The sequence below is a fragment of the Bradyrhizobium sp. USDA 223 genome, assembly GCF_044909005.1.
Taxonomy (GTDB): Bacteria; Pseudomonadota; Alphaproteobacteria; order Rhizobiales; family Xanthobacteraceae; genus Bradyrhizobium; species Bradyrhizobium yuanmingense.
Genome location: NZ_JBIYDR010000001.1, coordinates 4,815,758 through 4,831,783 on the forward strand (window position 1 = coordinate 4,815,758; position 16,026 = coordinate 4,831,783).

Here is a 16,026-nt window from a genome sequence, read left to right on the forward strand (position 1 = left end):
CGAACGTTTCCCTCGCCTTGCTTGTTCAGAGCTGCTTATTCTTTTGGAGCCACTTTAAGCAGCATTCGTGCCAGACCTCGAACAGGCCGACCGCTCGTGCAGCATGCCCTTCATTTTGCTCAGGATTGTCCGTCACCGGCGCGACCGCGCCCATATGATCCGCCGTCACTTGTCTGAAGCTCCGGAAAACGTGCTCCTGGCTCCGCCCGAAAGATCGGACCGTTGAACTGTCCGGCACAATGCCGATCCTCGCAGTACGAGCGAAAGCCGAACGCAAGCGATGCGCCCGTACGGGTGACGATCGATTTGACTAACGCGGTTCCAACAACGAATGTCCGTGGCCGGACAGCTTTGCCAATTTCTCCGCACGTCACTTCGCCGGCCTTGGATATCACGCGTCCTTGGCTTCGCTTCTCGCGCAACACGAGGTTGCCCAGATGACCGTCGTACTCGATCTCCTCAGCAAGGATCCACGTGCGAGGCTGCGGCCCGACGCGCCGCGCCATCCCGAAAAGGTGAACCGCCCGGAGACGCCCCTGCAGAGCAAGCCGGCCTGGATTCGCGTGAAGGCCCCGGGCTCAGATGCCTGGGCCGAGACGAGACGCATCGTGCGAGAGCACAAGCTCGTCACCGTGTGCGAGGAAGCATCCTGCCCGAACATCGGCGAGTGCTGGGCCAAGAAGCACGCGACCTTCATGATCATGGGAGACACCTGCACGCGCGCCTGCGCATTCTGCAACGTGCGGACCGGCCTCCCGGGCCCGCTCGACGGCGATGAACCCGCCAAGGTCGCCGAAGCAGTTGCCAAGCTTGGTCTCGAGCACGTGGTCGTGACCTCGGTCGACCGCGACGACCTCGCCGATGGCGGCGCGGCGCACTTCGCCAGGACCATCGCAGCGATCCGGGCTGCGAGCCCGGGAACGACAATCGAAATCCTCACGCCGGATTTTCTGCGCAAGGCCGGCGCACTCGAAACCGTCGTTGCCGCACGCCCGACGTGTTCAACCACACGGAAACGGTGCCGTCAAATTATCTGACGGTGCGCCCCGGTGCGCGCTATTTCCATTCGGTCCGACTGCTGCAACGCGTGAAGGAGTTTGATCCGCGCATCTTCACTAGATCGGGGATCATGGTCGGCCTCGGCGAGGACCGCAGCGAAGTGCTGCAATTGATGGACGATCTGCGTTGCGCTGACGTCGATTTTCTGACCATCGGTCAGTATCTCCAACCGACGCGCAAGCACCATGCCGTGATGCGCTTCGTGCCACCTGATGAATTCGAGGCCTATGAGAAGACGGCCTATGCCAAGGGATTCCTGATGGTCTCGGCCACGCCACTGACGCGATCCTCACACCACGCCGGCGAGGACTTCCAGAGGCTGCGAAAGCGACGAAGCGATCATCTATAGGCGTGCACGCCTACTCAGCTCTCCGATAAGTCCGCCGCCGCCGCAATCGTGCAGCAGCTTCCGCCGATCTGTCTTCGAAGCTCGCGTTGGGAGAATTGAGAGAGACGGCACGCTCCAGGGGCCGCTTAGCTGGTTCGCGCCAGCGACCTCGGACCGCCACCCGTCGGGGTACAATCTCGCAGAAAATCGCAAGTTGGCGTAATTAGAATCGTCTGGATTTGGTAGCGGGGGTCCGCTACGTCGCTAGACCCACTATTTCGGAAGCCCTGTTTTCTTACCGGAGAGCAGCCTAACTCGGAACGTCGCATCTCGATAGTCGCCAAATCCGCCGTTCATGCGCGATCCGTCGCCACCAAAAATGGGCGGCGAGCAGGTTCAAATTGGGGGAGGCGCAACCACCGATACCGACATTCGGTTCAAGTCGCGATGTGATCGTGAACGCCCCTTGCGTCCCGAACGCAGTGAGCATCTCCTAAGCTGTTGATGTTTCTTGATGTAGGGACCGCATTGGTCGCGTTCTGTTCACGGTCGTTTCACGCAAATCGTTGCGAATTCGTTGCGGCGTCCTGAAACACTTGAACTCTCGCTCCAATGTCCGTTTCGGGGTCAAAATGCGAAGAACTCAGATTGAGCAAATCTGGTCGGCTCTATCCCGATGAGCGGACCTCCGATAGACGGTTCAACTTCGCAGATGGGCCAATAGGCGAGTTTGAATGTTATGATGGCCCTCTCCGTTCACGGGAGGATTACATGAGGATTCTGAACAAAGCTGTATGCGTGGCGCTCGTTTCGGTCGCAACGCCAACTTACGCGAGTCCTGCAGAGGAGGCCAGCGCGGTGGTCGATCGGTGGTCGGCAACATACAGCGCCAACGATCGTAACGCACTGGTAAGACTCTATGCTCCGGATGCCCTCCTTCTCGGAACGACCGACCCGGTCGCGACCCGACGCACGGAAGCGATTCGGGAGTATTTCCTGGCGCTTGATCAGGGTGGCCGCAGCAACACGATTCAAGAGAAGAATGTAATCGTACTCGGTGAAACCGCTGTCGTTGTCGCAGGATTTATGACTTTGCCCGAAAGGAACAAAACTACGAACCCCGACCATCGCGTTTCACGTTTGTGATTGTTAAGCGAGACGGCAAATGGGTAATCGCGCATCATCACTCGTCGCCACGCGCTGCTCAGCGGCAGTGAGCAAAGTCCTCAAGGCTTCAGCTAGAGTCGGCCAGAGGTCTGCTCAGGGTCAGAATGGGCGGTCCTGGCCCTTGCACGCCGCGTCCGGTCCACACCCAGCAGCCGACACCACAATGGCCTCAGCCTTGTTCGGGAAGGGCCATAGGCGACTTGAATCAAATGGCCTCGAAAGCCTGCTACCGTCCGGTAACGGCATGGGCGGGCTAACTGTTCACTCCCTTCAGGGCACCGGATGGTCGCTCGGTCGTTCGGGGTGCCGGACAATCGGTACCGGCTTCCGAAGAAGTTCATACGAGCGCGCAAGCTGCTCGCGGGACCGCGCCAGCATAGTTGAGGTCATGTCTTTCCCGGATTGCGCGCGCTCTCGTGTCGCTTCGATGTAAGATTCGCACGCGGCTATGTCGAAAGCATGGGCTCATCCTCGTGCCCCGTCCCGTGCTTATCCTATGTCAAGTTTTGAGGCCGAGGAAGCGCCCAGATCCAAAGTTGCGTCCGAGGTTGTTTACTCCCCTCAGGAGAGCCCTAGCGCCATCGAAAGGATCGTGAGGAGACCGATGGCGGCTATTGCCCCAGCCAATAGCATCATCATCCACGTAGGACGATTACTGAACATTCCCTGCGCCTCCGGTGCAGCTCAACGTAGGCAACTACGTGGGTCGAGAGGCTGTTTGATCTAAATCAAAAGTCCATGTGTCCCGTTAAACCCCGGGTCTGAGTCCTTCAGGATTGCAGGACCTTAAAGACCACAGTGGTGCGTCTTCTTATCTCGTCCTCGATTTCTTGAGCAACTGGAGGAGCTTGGGGCCATCCAATTCTTCGCGCGCGGCGCGCATATAACGCTCCACGATTCTTAGCTCGGCCGTCGAAATAGGTTCAGCCACGTTTTCCATCGCCGTCTCCGATCCGGTTAAGGTCTGCCATCGGCCGGCTTTGCTCATTCTCGCGCCGTGTGCGCTCTGCAAGCTCGGCCAGTTGCCTGTACTCGCGTGCCATCGTCTCAAGCTCCCGCTTTGCTTCGGATTGCCGGTTTGAGACGCCTGCCGCCGGCACAGGACCTCAAGCGAGCGATAGGAATAGTTGGGTAGCAGACTCACAAGGGCGGACTTTCGTCTGTTTGTCTGTTTCCTGCCCGGCGGGCTATCTTTCGATAGTGTCCAGGTTCGAGCTTTGTGCATATTATTTAGCCACGATGACCGAATCGGATGTTGACAGGTTCCGCAAGGAGGCAAACGAGTGCCGGATGCTCGCCGCTGCTGCGACCAATCCGATCGATAAGGAGACCTGGCTCCGCCTCGCTGCCGAATGGCAAAAGCTCGCGGAAGAAGCCGCGAAACGCTTGCGCCAACCAAGCCCATTGCGTGAGTGGGGACGATAGGAACGACAAAGCATCTGCCGGATTCTTACTGATGCCCCGCTACTACTTCGATTCGCGCGACAACGAGACGTTCATCCCTGATGAAGACGGGGTGGAGATCGCCACCTTGGACGAGGTGAAGCTCACCGCTTCCCGAGCAATGGCAGATTTCGCCAAGGACGTACTGCCCGGTTCAGTCGTCCGTATTTTGACGATCGAAGTTCGGGATGAAGATGGTCCTGTTTTGCTGGTTTCCTTGCGCTTCGAGATCGCACACGCACCAGCCCGCAATTAACATAGGTTAGATTGGAACCTTCCTCTTAACCTATGCTTATGGTCTCATCGCTGGCTGAGACTCTCCGGGCGCCAGCGGCTGAGAGTTTTGGGCCCGCCTCGTCGCTAGGAGCGGTACTTCCATGCCGGCTTCAAGCTTCCTTGGGCAGGAGGGGATGTGATGCCCAATACCTTGACGGATGCGCTCGTCCTAAAACTCAAAAAGAGCAACCGGCTGGATCGAGACGATATCCTGGCTATCCAGCAACTTCCGATCCGCGGCCAGCAAGTCATGGCCCATCATTGCTTCGTGCGCGAGGGTGATCGGCCTTCGGAATCCTGCCTGATCGTGGATGGGTTTGCGTTTCGGTCCAAGCTCACGCCGGATGGAAGACGCCAAATTCTCTCGCTTCATATTCCGGGAGAAATCCCTGACCTTCAGGCCCTCCACCTGCACGTCATGGATCATGACCTGGTCGCCCTCACGGATTGCACCTTGGGCTTCATCCAGCACGATGCGTTGCGCGAGTTGATCCGCCGGCGGCCGAATGTATCGGCCGCGCTCTGGCGCGAGACGTTGATCGATGCAGCAATTTTCCGAGAGTGGATCGTTAACGTCGGGTGCAGGCAAGCGCTTCCTCGTATGGCGCACCTGCTTGCAGAGATTCATGCAAGACTTGAAATGATCGGCCGGACTGCAAACGGTTCATTCGAGCTACCGATCACGCAAGTCGAACTGGCGGATTGCCTCGGCTTATCGGTCGTCCACCTCAACCGAACCCTTCAGCAGCTTAGGCACGAGGGTCTCGTCGCGACCGAGCGGAGGTTCTTCCATCTGCTTGAAAAGGGGCGGCTGGAACAGTTGGGTCAGTTCGATCCGACCTATCTCCATCAGAATCCCTCGCTATGACAAAGGTGCGCCGCTCCGCGACTTCCGCTTGTGGGCCATAAGCTGACGGTCGGCAGCAGCGCGACAAGGTCAGCTATGGGCCGAAGAGCTGGACGCCGCGATGTCGGCTCGCGCGGTCACGACGCTGCACTGGGGCTTTTTGATCAGGTCTTCAACGACGCGGCGTTATAGACCTCGCGCCTCCCAATACGTAGGCGTCCCGTAATACTTGTGGGTTCGCGTTTCCCAGTCTCGATCCTGCCACGAGTCATCACTGAACTCAGGCGCGTCCCTCAGCTGTTGTTCGGTGATATTGGTTCGAAAACCACCAAGCGACGTATCGTATGTTAGAGCACCCCAAGGAATGGGGTAGTGGCTCTGACCCAATCCAACAAATCCGCCAAAGCTCATGACGGCGTAAGCCACGCGACCTGACACCTTATCGATTATGAGGTGATCAATTTCACCGATATTCTTTCCATCGGCTCCATAAACCTCGGTTCCTTGAATGTCTTCGCTTGAGATGCATTGACGATCCGGATGGGCTGTTGCGCGGGCCATGGCTTTGTCTCCCTCACATGGCTTTGTCTCCCTCATAGGTGGTTTTGTCGGCTTAACTCGGCCGCCACGGGGGCGTTCCTGGCTTCGGAGAACATGTCGCAGCGCCAGTCAACCCATCTATCGTCGCCGACATCGGCCCAAACAACCTCCGCTCCCAAAGAGCCGATGGCGAAAAACCTGCATCAAGGTCGCGGTGTCCGTGACCAGGAGCAACTTTCGGCTCTGGCGATCAAAACGCTGGGCACGGACCTCTATGAGGCCCGCCACTGTCGGCGGGCACGTGAACCTCATACGCGCCCTGACTGCGTCGCGGCCGCGCTCCTAGCAGTCGTCTCCCGCGGTCGCCTTTTGCTGGGACGGTGCGGGCTGGGCCGTCCCGGCCGTGGACTTCTTTGATAGTTCAGTAGGCGCAGGACGGGTTTGCTCGACCGTGCCTGCCGTCCGATCCGGTTGCTGCGTGGAGGGAGCGGGCTTCGTCGCAGTTGATTGCTCGGCAGCGGTAGGCTGGTTCTGCATCTGGCGCTGCGCGTCTTCTGACGACGTCGCGGTATGCTCTGAGGCTTTGCTCATCGCAGATGTCGGCGGATGCTGCGTGGAATCAGTTGCTGTGGAACCAGTGGTTTGTCCGGTATAGCCCGGGACATTCCCCGATCCTGCATCGCGGCTCGCCGTGTTACAGGGACCGGCATACACGGAGCTGGCGCTGAAGACGAGCACCGCGCCCAAGATTATAAGTTTGTTAGCGATCATAGCCTTCCTCCTCAGTTAGGACTCTGGAGGATTGAACAAAAGTATTGGGCTTTCCGTTCCGGGTGTGTGAACGCAGCGCCCAAATGGTCGAATGCCTGATTTCACGGGGCTTGTTGCCGCCCGGTCGAGTAGCTTCCTTGGCACACTCCATTCGATCACCTCGCCGGCGTGGGCGAGCTGCGCCACAGCCGATCGACCGGCTCTCCGCGCCTCAGCCAAGAAGCCGATTCCGCCGGAACATGAAACCGGTCGGAGTGAATCTTCTGGCCACCTCGAGCGCGCGGCTCTCGCAGCTTTCCAGCGAAATCTTCTGGGAGAGCATGACGTCGCCGATTGGCAGCTCGCCCATCGGCAGGAAACACAAGCCGGTCGTTGGACGGTCCTTTTCGTCGATCTCGCAGACGTTCGTCATAGTGCCCGCGTAGATCCTGTAGTGCTTGCCCGTGTCGCCGCCGACGACCTCGAAGTAGCCCTTTGCCGCGAACTGCGTCCGTTGCGCCGGTGATAGCCACTCTCGCAAGAGCTGCAGCGAGCGGCCCTCCGAAGTTTTCTCGGCACCGTGTCGTATGAGGAGAGCCCGGATGGCCCTCATGCGGGAGCGTTCATTTGAGCGAGACGGCCTGAAGCCTAGCATGGTGCGCACCGATCACCCGCCGACCAGCCTAGGGAAGAACACGATTTCCGCCGCGTTCGGGTCGAATGACCGGATCTGCGAGACCTGACCCGGACCCGTCCGGGCCGCCGCGGTGAAGCCCGCATTGGTGAGCTCGTAGAACCGCCGCTCTGCCTTCGCCAGCTCTCGTTCGTCGTCGGGATCGAAAAGGTGACGGCTGTCGCCGGTGCGGTCCATCACGATCTGGATTGCCATGATCGCCCTCCTCGGATTGCTGATGGCCAAGGATCTGATCAATTATCCGGCCGAAATCGCGGAGTTTCAAGAGAAGAAGATCGAGAAAAAGCGTGATCAGCCGCAGGACGTCAATGGCCAAAACCATCCACATCATTGGCGGCGATTGCAGCGGCTCTCTTCGCTCTTCTCTCGTTACTTGTCCTCGCGACGCATCCGTCGCGCCGTAATCAGTGCCGCCGACAGCCAGAGGCAGGGACGATCGGATCGGGCATCCTTCCCCCTTCAATTTCTTTGTCGGCGCCAGAAGGGCTTGGCGGCTTCGCGTAGAGCCTGTTCGCGTCAGGTCGAGGTCGTTGAGTAGTTGCGAGTCATCGGCGATCTCGCCCACACAACGCGCTGATCCCGCCGGTCTAGATTGATGAACTGGTCCGGCAGGGTCGGCGGCCTGGGGCGCACGCCCTACTTCGAGACGATGCGCGGCAACAAGGCACTGGCGAGCGGACGATTGCCGCGCATAAAGTACGTCTAGGCCGTGTACTCATGAACCGTCGGCGACGTCCGCTTTGCGCCGATTGCCATAGCCTTTGTGCGACCCCAACAAATGTCGCGATGGGCCAACAGGCGACATCTCAGCCGGACATGAACGAGGCCGCCAACTGTGGCGACCCTCGCGACGACAGTTGCATGGGTCGGTGCCGAGCGGTGCCGACCACTCTGCAACGTCGAACATTGGCGACCTTACAGGCGGCCCCTACAAGTCTCGCGATACCTGCGGCAATTTCCTGCGCCTTGTTCGCCCAGCTCGTTCTTGTAGAGGCAGGCCTGTCTCAATTCGGCGCACACATCCCTGCGTACTGGTCGCTGGCAGGTCTCCCGGTATCTGCGGCAATTTCCTTCGCCCCGTTCCCCTAGAGCGTCCTTGTTTTCGCAGGCAAGCCGCAATTGCTCGCATTGCCGACCACCTCGACCGTCGTACACTCGGACGCCTCCCGGTCCAAACTCGACGGATTGGGAAAAGGCGGAGATCGGAATTACGAAAAGAGCAGTTGCTGCTGCGGCGCCGAACGCGTGCTTGCGCATAGCCGAACTAAGAAACTTCCTCATAGCGTCTCCTCCAGTGTGCGTAGCTTACGAGCGGCGTGGAGTCGGATCCACGGCTGAGAACTACGTCTATGTGTTCACGAACCCTTTGGTTCCTGGACGGAGACCTTAGAAGGTTGATCTGAACCCCAGCCGAACGGGCAGTTCAGAGACTATTTATTTCGAGCTTACCGACCTTCGCGTTCACAATCGCCCTGTCCCCCAGGGTCGATGTCAGGTTCGGTCATTACCACCGTTTGTGAAGCTCGGCCGATTGCTTCCGGTCTCACCCGACAAGCCGACAACTGCGGACGCCTTCCGAACCTCGCCTTCGGGCCAACAGCGGAAGTTGGCGGGTGAAATTCCGATGAGCGGCGCCCAAAAGATAGCACTTCTCAACTTTGTGCGCTCGGGCCGTGGCTTTCTCGGCATTCACTCGGCCACGGACACACTCTACACTTGGCCAGACTATCTCGATCTGATCGGCGGCTACTTCAATGGTCATCCCTGGCATCAGGGTGTGACTATCGAGGTGGCTGATGTTGCAGACCCACTGGTGGCGTTTCTAGGGAATTCATTGCAGTTGAACGATGAAATCTACCAGATCAGCGACTTCGACTATCGCGGATCACGCGTGCTCCTGCGCCTCGACCAAAGTTCGGTGGACCTCAATAAGGCCGGTGTGCATCAACGCTTCTATGGTTGGCCGCTCGCCTGGAAACGATTTTTACGGCGAGGGGCGAGTATTCTATTCGGCTCTTGGCCACGAGGCGTCGGTCTGGCAGGACCCGCGCTGCCAGAAGATCCTCACTAACGCTATCCTCTGGTCTACGAGAAGGTCGGCCTAGGGCAACCGGATTGCTATGCCGCTTGTGCCTTTACTACAGGCAAATATTGTGGCGGCTATCGACAATGCCGCTCCCCTTGATCGAGACTGGCTGTCGCCCGGCATGTCGGATTATCGGAAGTATCCGACCCTGCAAAGAACTGAAAGGCAAGAACATGGGCCACTGCACGCTCAATGCTGGTTATCACTTCGGGATTGGGTCAGACCTCGGCCCTCAATGTGCCGGATCGGGGCTTCCGGTCCTTCCTGACAAGCTGACCTTTTTTGAGGCGCATCGAACGTCGCCGGCCGTGTCCGGACCCTTGCACTTCCATTCCGAAGGATGAAAATCAGCTGGCTTTATATTTTATGTTGAGCCGCAGTTCCGAAGCGGCGATCTCGAAACGAGGTTCGCGATGACCTCCAGGTACTCGATCAGGCGGCTCGGCGCGCCGCTCGTCGCCTTTCTTCTGACCATCTGGCCATTCGTTCCTCCGGTGCATGCTATTGAGGGCGCTGCAAAGGTTGGCGTGGTGTCCTTTGGCCTGTATGGGGATCAAAGCGTGTTTAGATCCGAGGCGATCGGCGCGGCTCAGGTCGTGGCGGGCCGTTTCGAGACTGGACCGATCAACGTGGAGTACAATTCCAAGAAAGGGGGAAGTGCAACGATCGAAGCTCTGACCAAGTCGTTGCAGGCGGCAGCCAACCGCTTGGATCCCGAGAAAGATGTTCTGTTTCTGATTCTCACCTCGCATGGCTCTCCTGATGGCCTTGCAATCAAGGCGGGGCGGCTGACAGAAACGCTTACACCATCTCGTCTCCGCGACATGCTCGCGAAGACAGGTGTGCGACACAAGGTGGTGGTCATCTCGGCTTGTTATTCCGGGGTTTTTATTCCGCGCCTAGCGACTCCCGATGTGCTGGTCATCACCGCGGCCGATGACAAGCATCCGTCGTTCGGCTGCCAGGACAAGGCCAAGTGGACCTATTTTGGAGACGCTTTTTTCAACGTCGCGCTCCGAAAAGCTGTCAGCCTGAAGGATGCGTTTCTCGATGCGCGCTCACTCGTCCGGAAACGAGAATTGCGGGAACATTTCGAGCCGTCGAATCCGCTCATGGCGGGCGGTGCAGACGTGCTGCCATTGCTCGTCGGACGCCCTTAAGCAACCGGCCGTGAGCGCAGACGCTATTGCTCGCGGGCGTATCGCCGTTTCCGATCACACCCGATAAGCAGACTATTTGGCTGCCCGCTCAGACTTGGCATTCGGGCCAAAAGCAGACGTTCACTCTCTTCAGGTAGGGGGTCGCCATCGGCTCACAATGAATTTCTTGACTGCATGAATTGTGCGAGCAAGCTGTCGCGGCCGGTGCGACCTACGCGGCGGAGTGACTAGCACAACGAAGAGCAGGTTCAGCAGCAGCCAGCAACCGACCGCGATGAGAATGTAGGTCATAGCTCCTCAAGGGAGCCCTCGGAAGAGCACTGCAAGAAGAGCGGCAGCAACAATCGCCAGCCAGATCATCGATACAACGATGGTCGCGAAATGCCAATCTACGTCGCGGCGCCCGGGCTGCATTGCGTCTCCTTCCGGAAGCCGCGTCTCAGCGGTCCTTGTCGGGCTTCCCATTGGGGCTGCCGTCACCGCCGCCGTTGCCTTTGCCGTTGTTGCCAAGAGGGCCGGCCGGCCCCGCGCCGGATTTTGCAATGGCGTCCGAGGTGAGAGACGTCGAGAGCAGGAGCGTCATGGCAGGAGGAGTCACCGCGGCGAACCTGCCGCAGGTCTTGAGGAATTCGCGGCGATCGTCATCCGGGCAAGGCATGGGGTGAACCTCCTATAATGACGGCGATTAAATCCAGTTATATAAATTAAATCAAATAAAAATATTAAGTTCCATGTCGCTCGCTCTTTCATTTCTGTCGGAGGAACGGCAGGCCGCCGCCGCGAACCAAGCCAATTCCAGACGGCGGCCAGAGTCGCTGACAATTCTGGAACACGCAGAACTTTTAAGATTTTGCCGAGTTTTCCCGATGCCCTTCCCCAAGGGCAGCCCCGATTGGCCCCAGCTCATCCCCATTGCCCCCCGGAGCTGGGGCCATTTTTAGCATGAACCCGAACGGACCAGCCTGGGCACCTCAGTTCTTCGTCAGTGGTTTCTTGGGCTGCTCGGCGGCCATCTCGATATCAACCGGGGGCAACTCTCCCGTGCGGTCCTTCAGGTCGGCCGCTCGCTGGATCAATCCCGAGGCAACCTGCGGGTCCCTAGTTGTTTTGGCCATTCGCAGCAACGTTGCTGCCGCCTCTCGGGCGAAGGAGGTGTAACGCGGCACGTCATTTATCCCGTCAAAGTCCCCGTAATATGAGTCAGAAGCCCGGACTGCGTTCCGGTGCTATGTGCAAAAATGTACACAAGCAGCAAAAAGGCCTCAGCTCCGGGGCTGGCGCCGAGCTGAGGCCTTGGGTCGGCATCACGTTTGTCGAGGCGCAGGGCCTCAACGTGACGGCGGGTCGAAACGATCTATCTTCCGGTTACCTTGCCACAGCTCGACGGCGTGACCATCCACGAGTTGTTTGGCGCGTTCGCGTGCGCTGTCCTCATCCGCACAAACAAGATCGATCCGAGTGGTGAAGTGGCCGTCCTGATCGACGACATAAGCCCTGTATTCTTGCAACTGGCTCTCTGGTCTGTCCCGCCGGTCTGTCCCGCCGTCCCAACAGCTAGTTTAGAACGTTTCAAAAGTTTGAGTCTAGTCCAAGCTCCACCCCGTCAGGGCGGGTCCACTCCCTTCAAGAGAGCCCTAGCGCCATCGAAAGGATCGTGAGGAGACCAATGGCGGCTATTGCACCAGCCAATAGATGCATCATCCACGTCGGACGATTACTGAACATTCCGTGCGCCTCCGGTGCAGCTCAACGTAGGCAACTACGTGGGCCGAGAGGCTGTTTGATCTGAATCAAAGCCCATGTGTCCCGTTAAACCCCGGGTCTGAGTCCTTCAGGATTGCAGGACCTTAAAGACCACAGTGGTCCGTCTTCTTATCTCGTCCTCGATTTCTTTGAGCAACTGGAGGAGCTTGGGGCCATCCAATTCTTCGCGCGCGGCGCGCATATAACGCTCCACGATTTTTGGCTCGGCCGTCGAAATAGGTTCAGCCACGTTTTCCATCGCCGTCTCCGATCCGGTTAAGGTCTGCCATCGGCCGGCTTTGCTCATTCTCGCGCCGTGTGCGCTCTGCAAGCTCGGCCAGTTGCATGTACTCGCGTGCCATCGTCTCAAGCTCCCGCTTGGCTTTGGGATTGCCGGTTTGACACGCCTGCCGCCGGCACAGCACTTCAAGCGAGCGATAGGAATAGTTGGGTAGGTAATCCATCCGGCCAGTATGATTGGCAACCGCAGTTAGGTCGTTCACTTGTGTTACAAAGTGGACAGTTCCGGAGGTCACTATCACTTGGTTCCTGCACGGAAAGATGTTGTGCTCGCCTCCGGCTACTCGATCCACTCCCTTCAAGGAAGCGCATAGAGGCAGCCTGAAAGTCCGCTTCGGGTCAATCGCGACGCTTTGGCCTGGCTTAAGTTAGGTCCGGTCTGCCCCTGACCGCCGACATATCCTCGGCCGTGGGACGCGGCGGCGATGGGGTAGTAGGAGACAATCCTTGCGCCGAGTACGGCTCATGTCGATGGTCACGAGTTCATTTGACGAAAGCCTGTAACCTCCCTGACTTGAAGTTGACTTCTTCAAAACTGCAGGTCCCGCTTGGGTTCTTAAGCGGGGGGCCGCAACGCCAGGAGGCGTCCATGGGTAACGAACTCGTTGTTCGAAAGTCCAGCCTTCCAGCTTCTCAAAGGATCCATCGAGCTGCCCAGTACGTTCGTATGTCCACCGAACGTCAGCAGTACTCAATTCAGAACCAGGCTGCAGCGATCGCTGCATACGCGCATTCGAACAAGCTGACCATTGTTCGAACTTATAGAGACGAAGGCGAAAGTGGTCTTTTGATCAAAAATCGAGCCGGTCTCATTCAGCTCCTGGAGGACGTACAAGCGGGAGAGACCGATTTCGCTCATATCTTGGTCTATGACGTGAGCCGCTGGGGACGCTTTCAAGATGCGGACGAAAGTGCGCACTACGAGTTCATTTGCAAACGAGCCGGCGTCAGAGTGGCTTATTGTGCAGAACAATTCGACAACGACGGAAGCATGCTCGCCAGCATCGTCAAGAACATCAAAAGAGTCATGGCGGCCGAGTACAGCCGAGAGCTTTCGTCGAAGGTTTATGCGGGTCAATGCCGATTTGCTCGACTGGGTTACAAACCTTGCGGCAAAGTTGGTTATGGTTTGGTGCGAGAGCTCGTTGACGAGAAAGCGGATATCGTCGTCGCGCTCTTTGTTCCGCGTATTCGCGACTGGGTGGCCAAGATAGCGCACGATGAGACGCGCCATAATGATCAGCAGCATGAGCAGAACCTGCGGCAGGCGATCGAAATCCTGGTCAGATGGGGCAACGATGATGATCGTCGTTTCATCGAAGAGGTTGCACAACAACGTCTCGCCGGGGGACTCACCGTTCCGTTCGCGAAGGTGTGGTTGCCGCCGCTTCTAAATCTGAATCCGGTCGCCGCTATCGACGTCCTGGAGAAGGGGCTGGCGAACATGCCGGCCGCCAAGCTCGGCTCCGGCGTTCAGTTGTTTGCCGACCTTTTCGGGCATGACTTCGGCGGATTCGGCTTCGATCTCCATGGCCCTGGATTTACGCCGCCGCTTCTGCTTCGCCTTCTCCGGCTCGCCTATATCCAAGTTCGTATCGGCGACGATACAGAGCATGAAGGCTCCCATTCTCTCGACACCCGGGACTACGCAGAGCGCGGGCGCGGCGCGATCTTGGGCGCGCTTTTTGCCTCAACAGGCCCCGAGGGCTGGGCAGCAAAGATCGAAGTGGCTGGCGATTGTTTGTTTGCGCATATCAAGGATCGCACCTTGGCTCTCGCGGAAAAGAAGGCGGCTGAGGAAGCGGATGGCGTTGCGCTGACGGAGACTGAATTCTGCATTCTCGACAAGACCGGAGAGTCGCCACCGAAGACCTGCGAAGCGATGTTTGCGCTCATGCGGGACCGGCTCGATGATATCGACGATCTCCTGCTTCAGGATATTTCGCCGCGCGCACTCTGGGCCAGTATCACCGATGAACATATCATGCGAAGGGAGCTCGCGCGTGCACTCCGTGACGCCGCCAACCACAGTTACACCGTCGATCAGGAAGCCGTGACAGCAGACGAAAAGGAGACCGATATTCGCTTCCGTTCGACCGGTTCCGCCCAACAGGGAACAATCGAACTCAAGCTCGGCGACGACCGCTCCGGGAGGGATCTGTTCGACACCATACGTGACCAACTTCTCACGAAGTATATGGCGGCGGATGATTGCCGCGCAGGGTGTCTGCTCGTCACCATCGCGAAAGAGCGGAAGTGGGATCACCCCAAGACTGGAAAACAGCTAGACTTCGCAGAGTTGATGACTGTTCTAAGCGATGAAGCTGAACGCATCTCGACCGAACTCGGCGGCACAGCGAAGCTTATGGCCAAGGGATTGGACCTGCGGCCCCGGTTATCTTCGGAAAGGAGCTCTCGGGCAAAACGCCGCCAAGGATAGGTCACTTCAAGTCCTGCCGGACCGGCCTAATCGGCTAACCTCGGGTTCGGCACCACGGACGACACTTCCATGAAGCTGACGCGCTTGGGATCGATGCCATGGAACACCGCGGCAAAATCGGGCACAAACTAGCCGCGCTTCGTAAGATTGTGCCGCGCCTGCCTCCCTATCGCATGCATGATAAAGTCCGCGACCTCGAGGCCCGACTCGGCCTCGCGCTTGCGCATGAAATAGCAATCGACCGGCAGCCGTTTTCCGTCCTCCTCGATCGCGATGTTTTGAAATGCTTCCTCGATCAGGGGATCAGCGCGCTCGGAGGATTCAAAGATCATCGCGATGGAATGAAACCGTGTCCATCTGGCGATATCGGCGATACGCTTATTAAGGACCATCGCGACGTTTGCGATTGCGCTCAACTCGTCGGCAAACTCGGTATCCACCGTAACAATGGCGCCGAACCGGGCAAAGCGCCCGCGCTGGAAGAAGTCGGCACCCTCAGGATGTCATCTTTTGTCGCGCTCGGGCCGAACTCACTTGCGTGCAGCGGCGTGTCCGGTGAGCCCGTCACCTGTCGCCGCACCTCCCGCCACGGCGACCGGACGAAGGCATCAAGATCCTGCGCAAGGGCTGCGCAACCACCGAGCCCGTAGACCGGATGGCCGGGGACTAGGGCTTCATGGCCGGTATCATCAAAGAACACGGCGAGACAGTCGTTTGGCAGCTTCAATTCCATCGATCGATCCAGAGGGCACGGCTTTCGAGCCTAGCAGGCTGCACTGCTGCCATCCGTCTCGCCGATCGCGGTTCTTTCTCCGGCCTTATCGCGCCTCACGTCGGCTCGCGAATGCAAGTGCCGGCACTTCTCCACCGCGTTTCGGTCGCAAGCGATGCATCCGCCTCCCCCGGCGCAACGGCCTCCTTTGAAGACCGCGATTGGCGCGTTCGGCATATGTCCGAAACTGATAAGCTTTCTCTCAAAAGCTTATCAGTTGGCGAAGCCCGACTGGGCTCGTCTGGCGGCGGTCGCAATAGAGCCTGCTCCACCAATCGTCTCTTTGAAACGAGAATTTTTGGGAGACCGCCGGAGACTTCCCGTCATTTTAGACAGAAGCTGGAAGATGACGCGCGACGCCATCGCCCATTAAATTCTACAGCTATATCGGCGCTTCGAGGCGGGACCGGTTCTGCTCTAT

At 58.4% G+C, this 16,026-nt stretch carries 17 protein-coding genes and 2 pseudogenes; 9 read left to right on the top strand and 10 right to left on the bottom strand.

Features of this window, described 5'->3' with window-relative positions; genetic code table 11:
* Positions 1 to 437: 437 nt before the first annotated feature.
* The 5 genes and pseudogenes from lipA (at position 438) to ABIA40_RS22425 (ending at position 5,141) form a co-directional block, all read left to right on the top strand.
* Positions 438 to 1,408 (top strand): annotated as a pseudogene (lipA, locus tag ABIA40_RS22405) (lipoyl synthase).
* Between the two features lie 750 nt (positions 1,409 to 2,158).
* Positions 2,159 to 2,533 (top strand): nuclear transport factor 2 family protein, encoded by a 375-nt coding sequence (locus ABIA40_RS22410; protein WP_404543280.1) that lies wholly within the window; start codon positions 2,159 to 2,161, stop codon positions 2,531 to 2,533.
* Positions 2,530 to 2,604 (top strand): hypothetical protein, encoded by a 75-nt coding sequence (locus ABIA40_RS22415; RefSeq protein ID WP_404546318.1) that lies wholly within the window; start codon positions 2,530 to 2,532, stop codon positions 2,602 to 2,604. Before ABIA40_RS22410 ends, ABIA40_RS22415 begins: the two co-directional genes overlap by 4 nt.
* Positions 2,605 to 4,010: 1,406 nt before the next feature.
* Positions 4,011 to 4,253, top strand: a complete 243-nt coding sequence (locus ABIA40_RS22420; protein ID WP_404543282.1) for a DUF6894 family protein — start codon at positions 4,011 to 4,013, stop codon at positions 4,251 to 4,253.
* Positions 4,254 to 4,412: 159 nt separating this feature from the next.
* Positions 4,413 to 5,141 carry a Crp/Fnr family transcriptional regulator gene (locus tag ABIA40_RS22425; protein ID WP_404543283.1) on the top strand — a complete coding sequence of 243 codons (729 nt, stop codon included), beginning with the start codon at positions 4,413 to 4,415 and terminating at the stop codon, positions 5,139 to 5,141.
* A gap of 165 nt (positions 5,142 to 5,306) precedes the next feature.
* On the opposite strand, the gene ABIA40_RS22430 is transcribed toward ABIA40_RS22425, so the two are convergent.
* From ABIA40_RS22430 to ABIA40_RS22440, 3 genes are all read right to left on the bottom strand, one after another.
* The gene (locus ABIA40_RS22430) at positions 5,307 to 5,681 is read right to left on the bottom strand and encodes a PRC-barrel domain-containing protein (protein WP_404543284.1); all 375 of its coding nucleotides are present in this window, start codon (positions 5,679 to 5,681) and stop codon (positions 5,307 to 5,309) included.
* A gap of 961 nt (positions 5,682 to 6,642) precedes the next feature.
* On the bottom strand, positions 6,643 to 7,023 hold the full coding sequence (locus ABIA40_RS22435; protein WP_404543285.1) for a hypothetical protein: 381 nt from the start codon (positions 7,021 to 7,023) through the stop codon (positions 6,643 to 6,645).
* Positions 7,024 to 7,077: 54 nt separating this feature from the next.
* A complete protein-coding gene (locus tag ABIA40_RS22440; protein ID WP_404543287.1) occupies positions 7,078 to 7,299 on the bottom strand; it encodes a hypothetical protein in 222 nt (73 codons plus the stop codon).
* On the opposite strand from ABIA40_RS22440, the gene ABIA40_RS22445 reads away from it, so the two are divergent.
* The 3 genes and pseudogenes from ABIA40_RS22445 (at position 7,298) to ABIA40_RS22455 (ending at position 10,350) form a co-directional block, all read left to right on the top strand.
* A complete protein-coding gene (locus ABIA40_RS22445) occupies positions 7,298 to 7,642 on the top strand; it encodes a hypothetical protein (RefSeq protein ID WP_404543288.1) in 345 nt (114 codons plus the stop codon). The two genes, ABIA40_RS22440 and ABIA40_RS22445, sit on opposite strands and share 2 nt — an antisense overlap.
* A gap of 1,086 nt (positions 7,643 to 8,728) precedes the next feature.
* Positions 8,729 to 9,209, top strand: a pseudogene (locus ABIA40_RS22450) (ThuA domain-containing protein).
* Positions 9,210 to 9,603: 394 nt separating this feature from the next.
* Positions 9,604 to 10,350 (top strand): C13 family peptidase, encoded by a 747-nt coding sequence (locus ABIA40_RS22455; RefSeq protein WP_404543290.1) that lies wholly within the window; start codon positions 9,604 to 9,606, stop codon positions 10,348 to 10,350.
* Between the two features lie 439 nt (positions 10,351 to 10,789).
* Here the strand turns inward: ABIA40_RS22455 and ABIA40_RS22460 are convergent, their stop codons facing one another.
* The 5 genes from ABIA40_RS22460 to ABIA40_RS22480 all read right to left on the bottom strand — a co-directional run bounded on the left by ABIA40_RS22460 (position 10,790) and on the right by ABIA40_RS22480 (position 12,596).
* Positions 10,790 to 11,008: a hypothetical protein gene (locus tag ABIA40_RS22460; RefSeq protein WP_275510591.1), complete on the bottom strand. Its 219-nt coding sequence runs from the start codon at positions 11,006 to 11,008 to the stop codon at positions 10,790 to 10,792.
* Between the two features lie 313 nt (positions 11,009 to 11,321).
* A complete protein-coding gene (locus ABIA40_RS22465) occupies positions 11,322 to 11,516 on the bottom strand; it encodes a hypothetical protein (RefSeq protein ID WP_404543291.1) in 195 nt (64 codons plus the stop codon).
* A gap of 162 nt (positions 11,517 to 11,678) precedes the next feature.
* Positions 11,679 to 11,858 (bottom strand): hypothetical protein, encoded by a 180-nt coding sequence (locus ABIA40_RS22470; RefSeq protein ID WP_404543292.1) that lies wholly within the window; start codon positions 11,856 to 11,858, stop codon positions 11,679 to 11,681.
* A 323-nt stretch (positions 11,859 to 12,181) separates the two neighbouring features.
* Complete coding sequence (locus ABIA40_RS22475) at positions 12,182 to 12,352, bottom strand: hypothetical protein (RefSeq protein WP_271539106.1); 171 nt, start codon at positions 12,350 to 12,352, stop codon at positions 12,182 to 12,184.
* On the bottom strand, positions 12,336 to 12,596 hold the full coding sequence (locus ABIA40_RS22480) for a hypothetical protein (protein WP_404543293.1): 261 nt from the start codon (positions 12,594 to 12,596) through the stop codon (positions 12,336 to 12,338). Before ABIA40_RS22480 ends, ABIA40_RS22475 begins: the two co-directional genes overlap by 17 nt.
* A 386-nt stretch (positions 12,597 to 12,982) precedes the next feature.
* On the opposite strand from ABIA40_RS22480, the gene ABIA40_RS22485 reads away from it, so the two are divergent.
* Positions 12,983 to 14,833: a recombinase family protein gene (locus tag ABIA40_RS22485; protein WP_404543294.1), complete on the top strand. Its 1,851-nt coding sequence runs from the start codon at positions 12,983 to 12,985 to the stop codon at positions 14,831 to 14,833.
* A 128-nt stretch (positions 14,834 to 14,961) separates the two neighbouring features.
* Here ABIA40_RS22485 and ABIA40_RS22490 read toward each other — a convergent pair whose 3' ends face one another.
* A complete protein-coding gene (locus tag ABIA40_RS22490; protein ID WP_404543295.1) occupies positions 14,962 to 15,273 on the bottom strand; it encodes a hypothetical protein in 312 nt (103 codons plus the stop codon).
* Positions 15,246 to 15,566 (bottom strand): hypothetical protein, encoded by a 321-nt coding sequence (locus ABIA40_RS22495; RefSeq protein WP_404543296.1) that lies wholly within the window; start codon positions 15,564 to 15,566, stop codon positions 15,246 to 15,248. The genes ABIA40_RS22490 and ABIA40_RS22495 overlap by 28 nt, the downstream gene beginning before the upstream one ends.
* Between the last annotated feature and the right edge of the window lie 460 nt (positions 15,567 to 16,026).

Bases quoted from the DNA above. Each gene is read 5' to 3' on its own strand.
- ABIA40_RS22410 (WP_404543280.1), top strand. From the start codon at position 2,159: ATGAGGATTCTGAACAAAGCTGTATGCGTGGCGCTCGTTTCGGTCGCA.
- ABIA40_RS22420 (WP_404543282.1), top strand. From the start codon at position 4,011: ATGCCCCGCTACTACTTCGATTCGCGCGACAACGAGACGTTCATCCCT.
- ABIA40_RS22425 (WP_404543283.1), top strand. From the start codon at position 4,413: ATGCCCAATACCTTGACGGATGCGCTCGTCCTAAAACTCAAAAAGAGC.
- ABIA40_RS22430 (WP_404543284.1), bottom strand. From the start codon at position 5,681: ATGGCCCGCGCAACAGCCCATCCGGATCGTCAATGCATCTCAAGCGAA.
- ABIA40_RS22435 (WP_404543285.1), bottom strand. From the start codon at position 7,023: ATGAGGGCCATCCGGGCTCTCCTCATACGACACGGTGCCGAGAAAACT.
- ABIA40_RS22445 (WP_404543288.1), top strand. From the start codon at position 7,298: ATGATCGCCCTCCTCGGATTGCTGATGGCCAAGGATCTGATCAATTAT.
- ABIA40_RS22440 (WP_404543287.1), bottom strand. From the start codon at position 7,299: ATGGCAATCCAGATCGTGATGGACCGCACCGGCGACAGCCGTCACCTT.
- ABIA40_RS22455 (WP_404543290.1), top strand. From the start codon at position 9,604: ATGACCTCCAGGTACTCGATCAGGCGGCTCGGCGCGCCGCTCGTCGCC.
- ABIA40_RS22460 (WP_275510591.1), bottom strand. From the start codon at position 11,008: ATGCCTTGCCCGGATGACGATCGCCGCGAATTCCTCAAGACCTGCGGC.
- ABIA40_RS22475 (WP_271539106.1), bottom strand. From the start codon at position 12,352: ATGGAAAACGTGGCTGAACCTATTTCGACGGCCGAGCCAAAAATCGTG.
- ABIA40_RS22485 (WP_404543294.1), top strand. From the start codon at position 12,983: ATGGGTAACGAACTCGTTGTTCGAAAGTCCAGCCTTCCAGCTTCTCAA.
- ABIA40_RS22495 (WP_404543296.1), bottom strand. From the start codon at position 15,566: ATGGAATTGAAGCTGCCAAACGACTGTCTCGCCGTGTTCTTTGATGAT.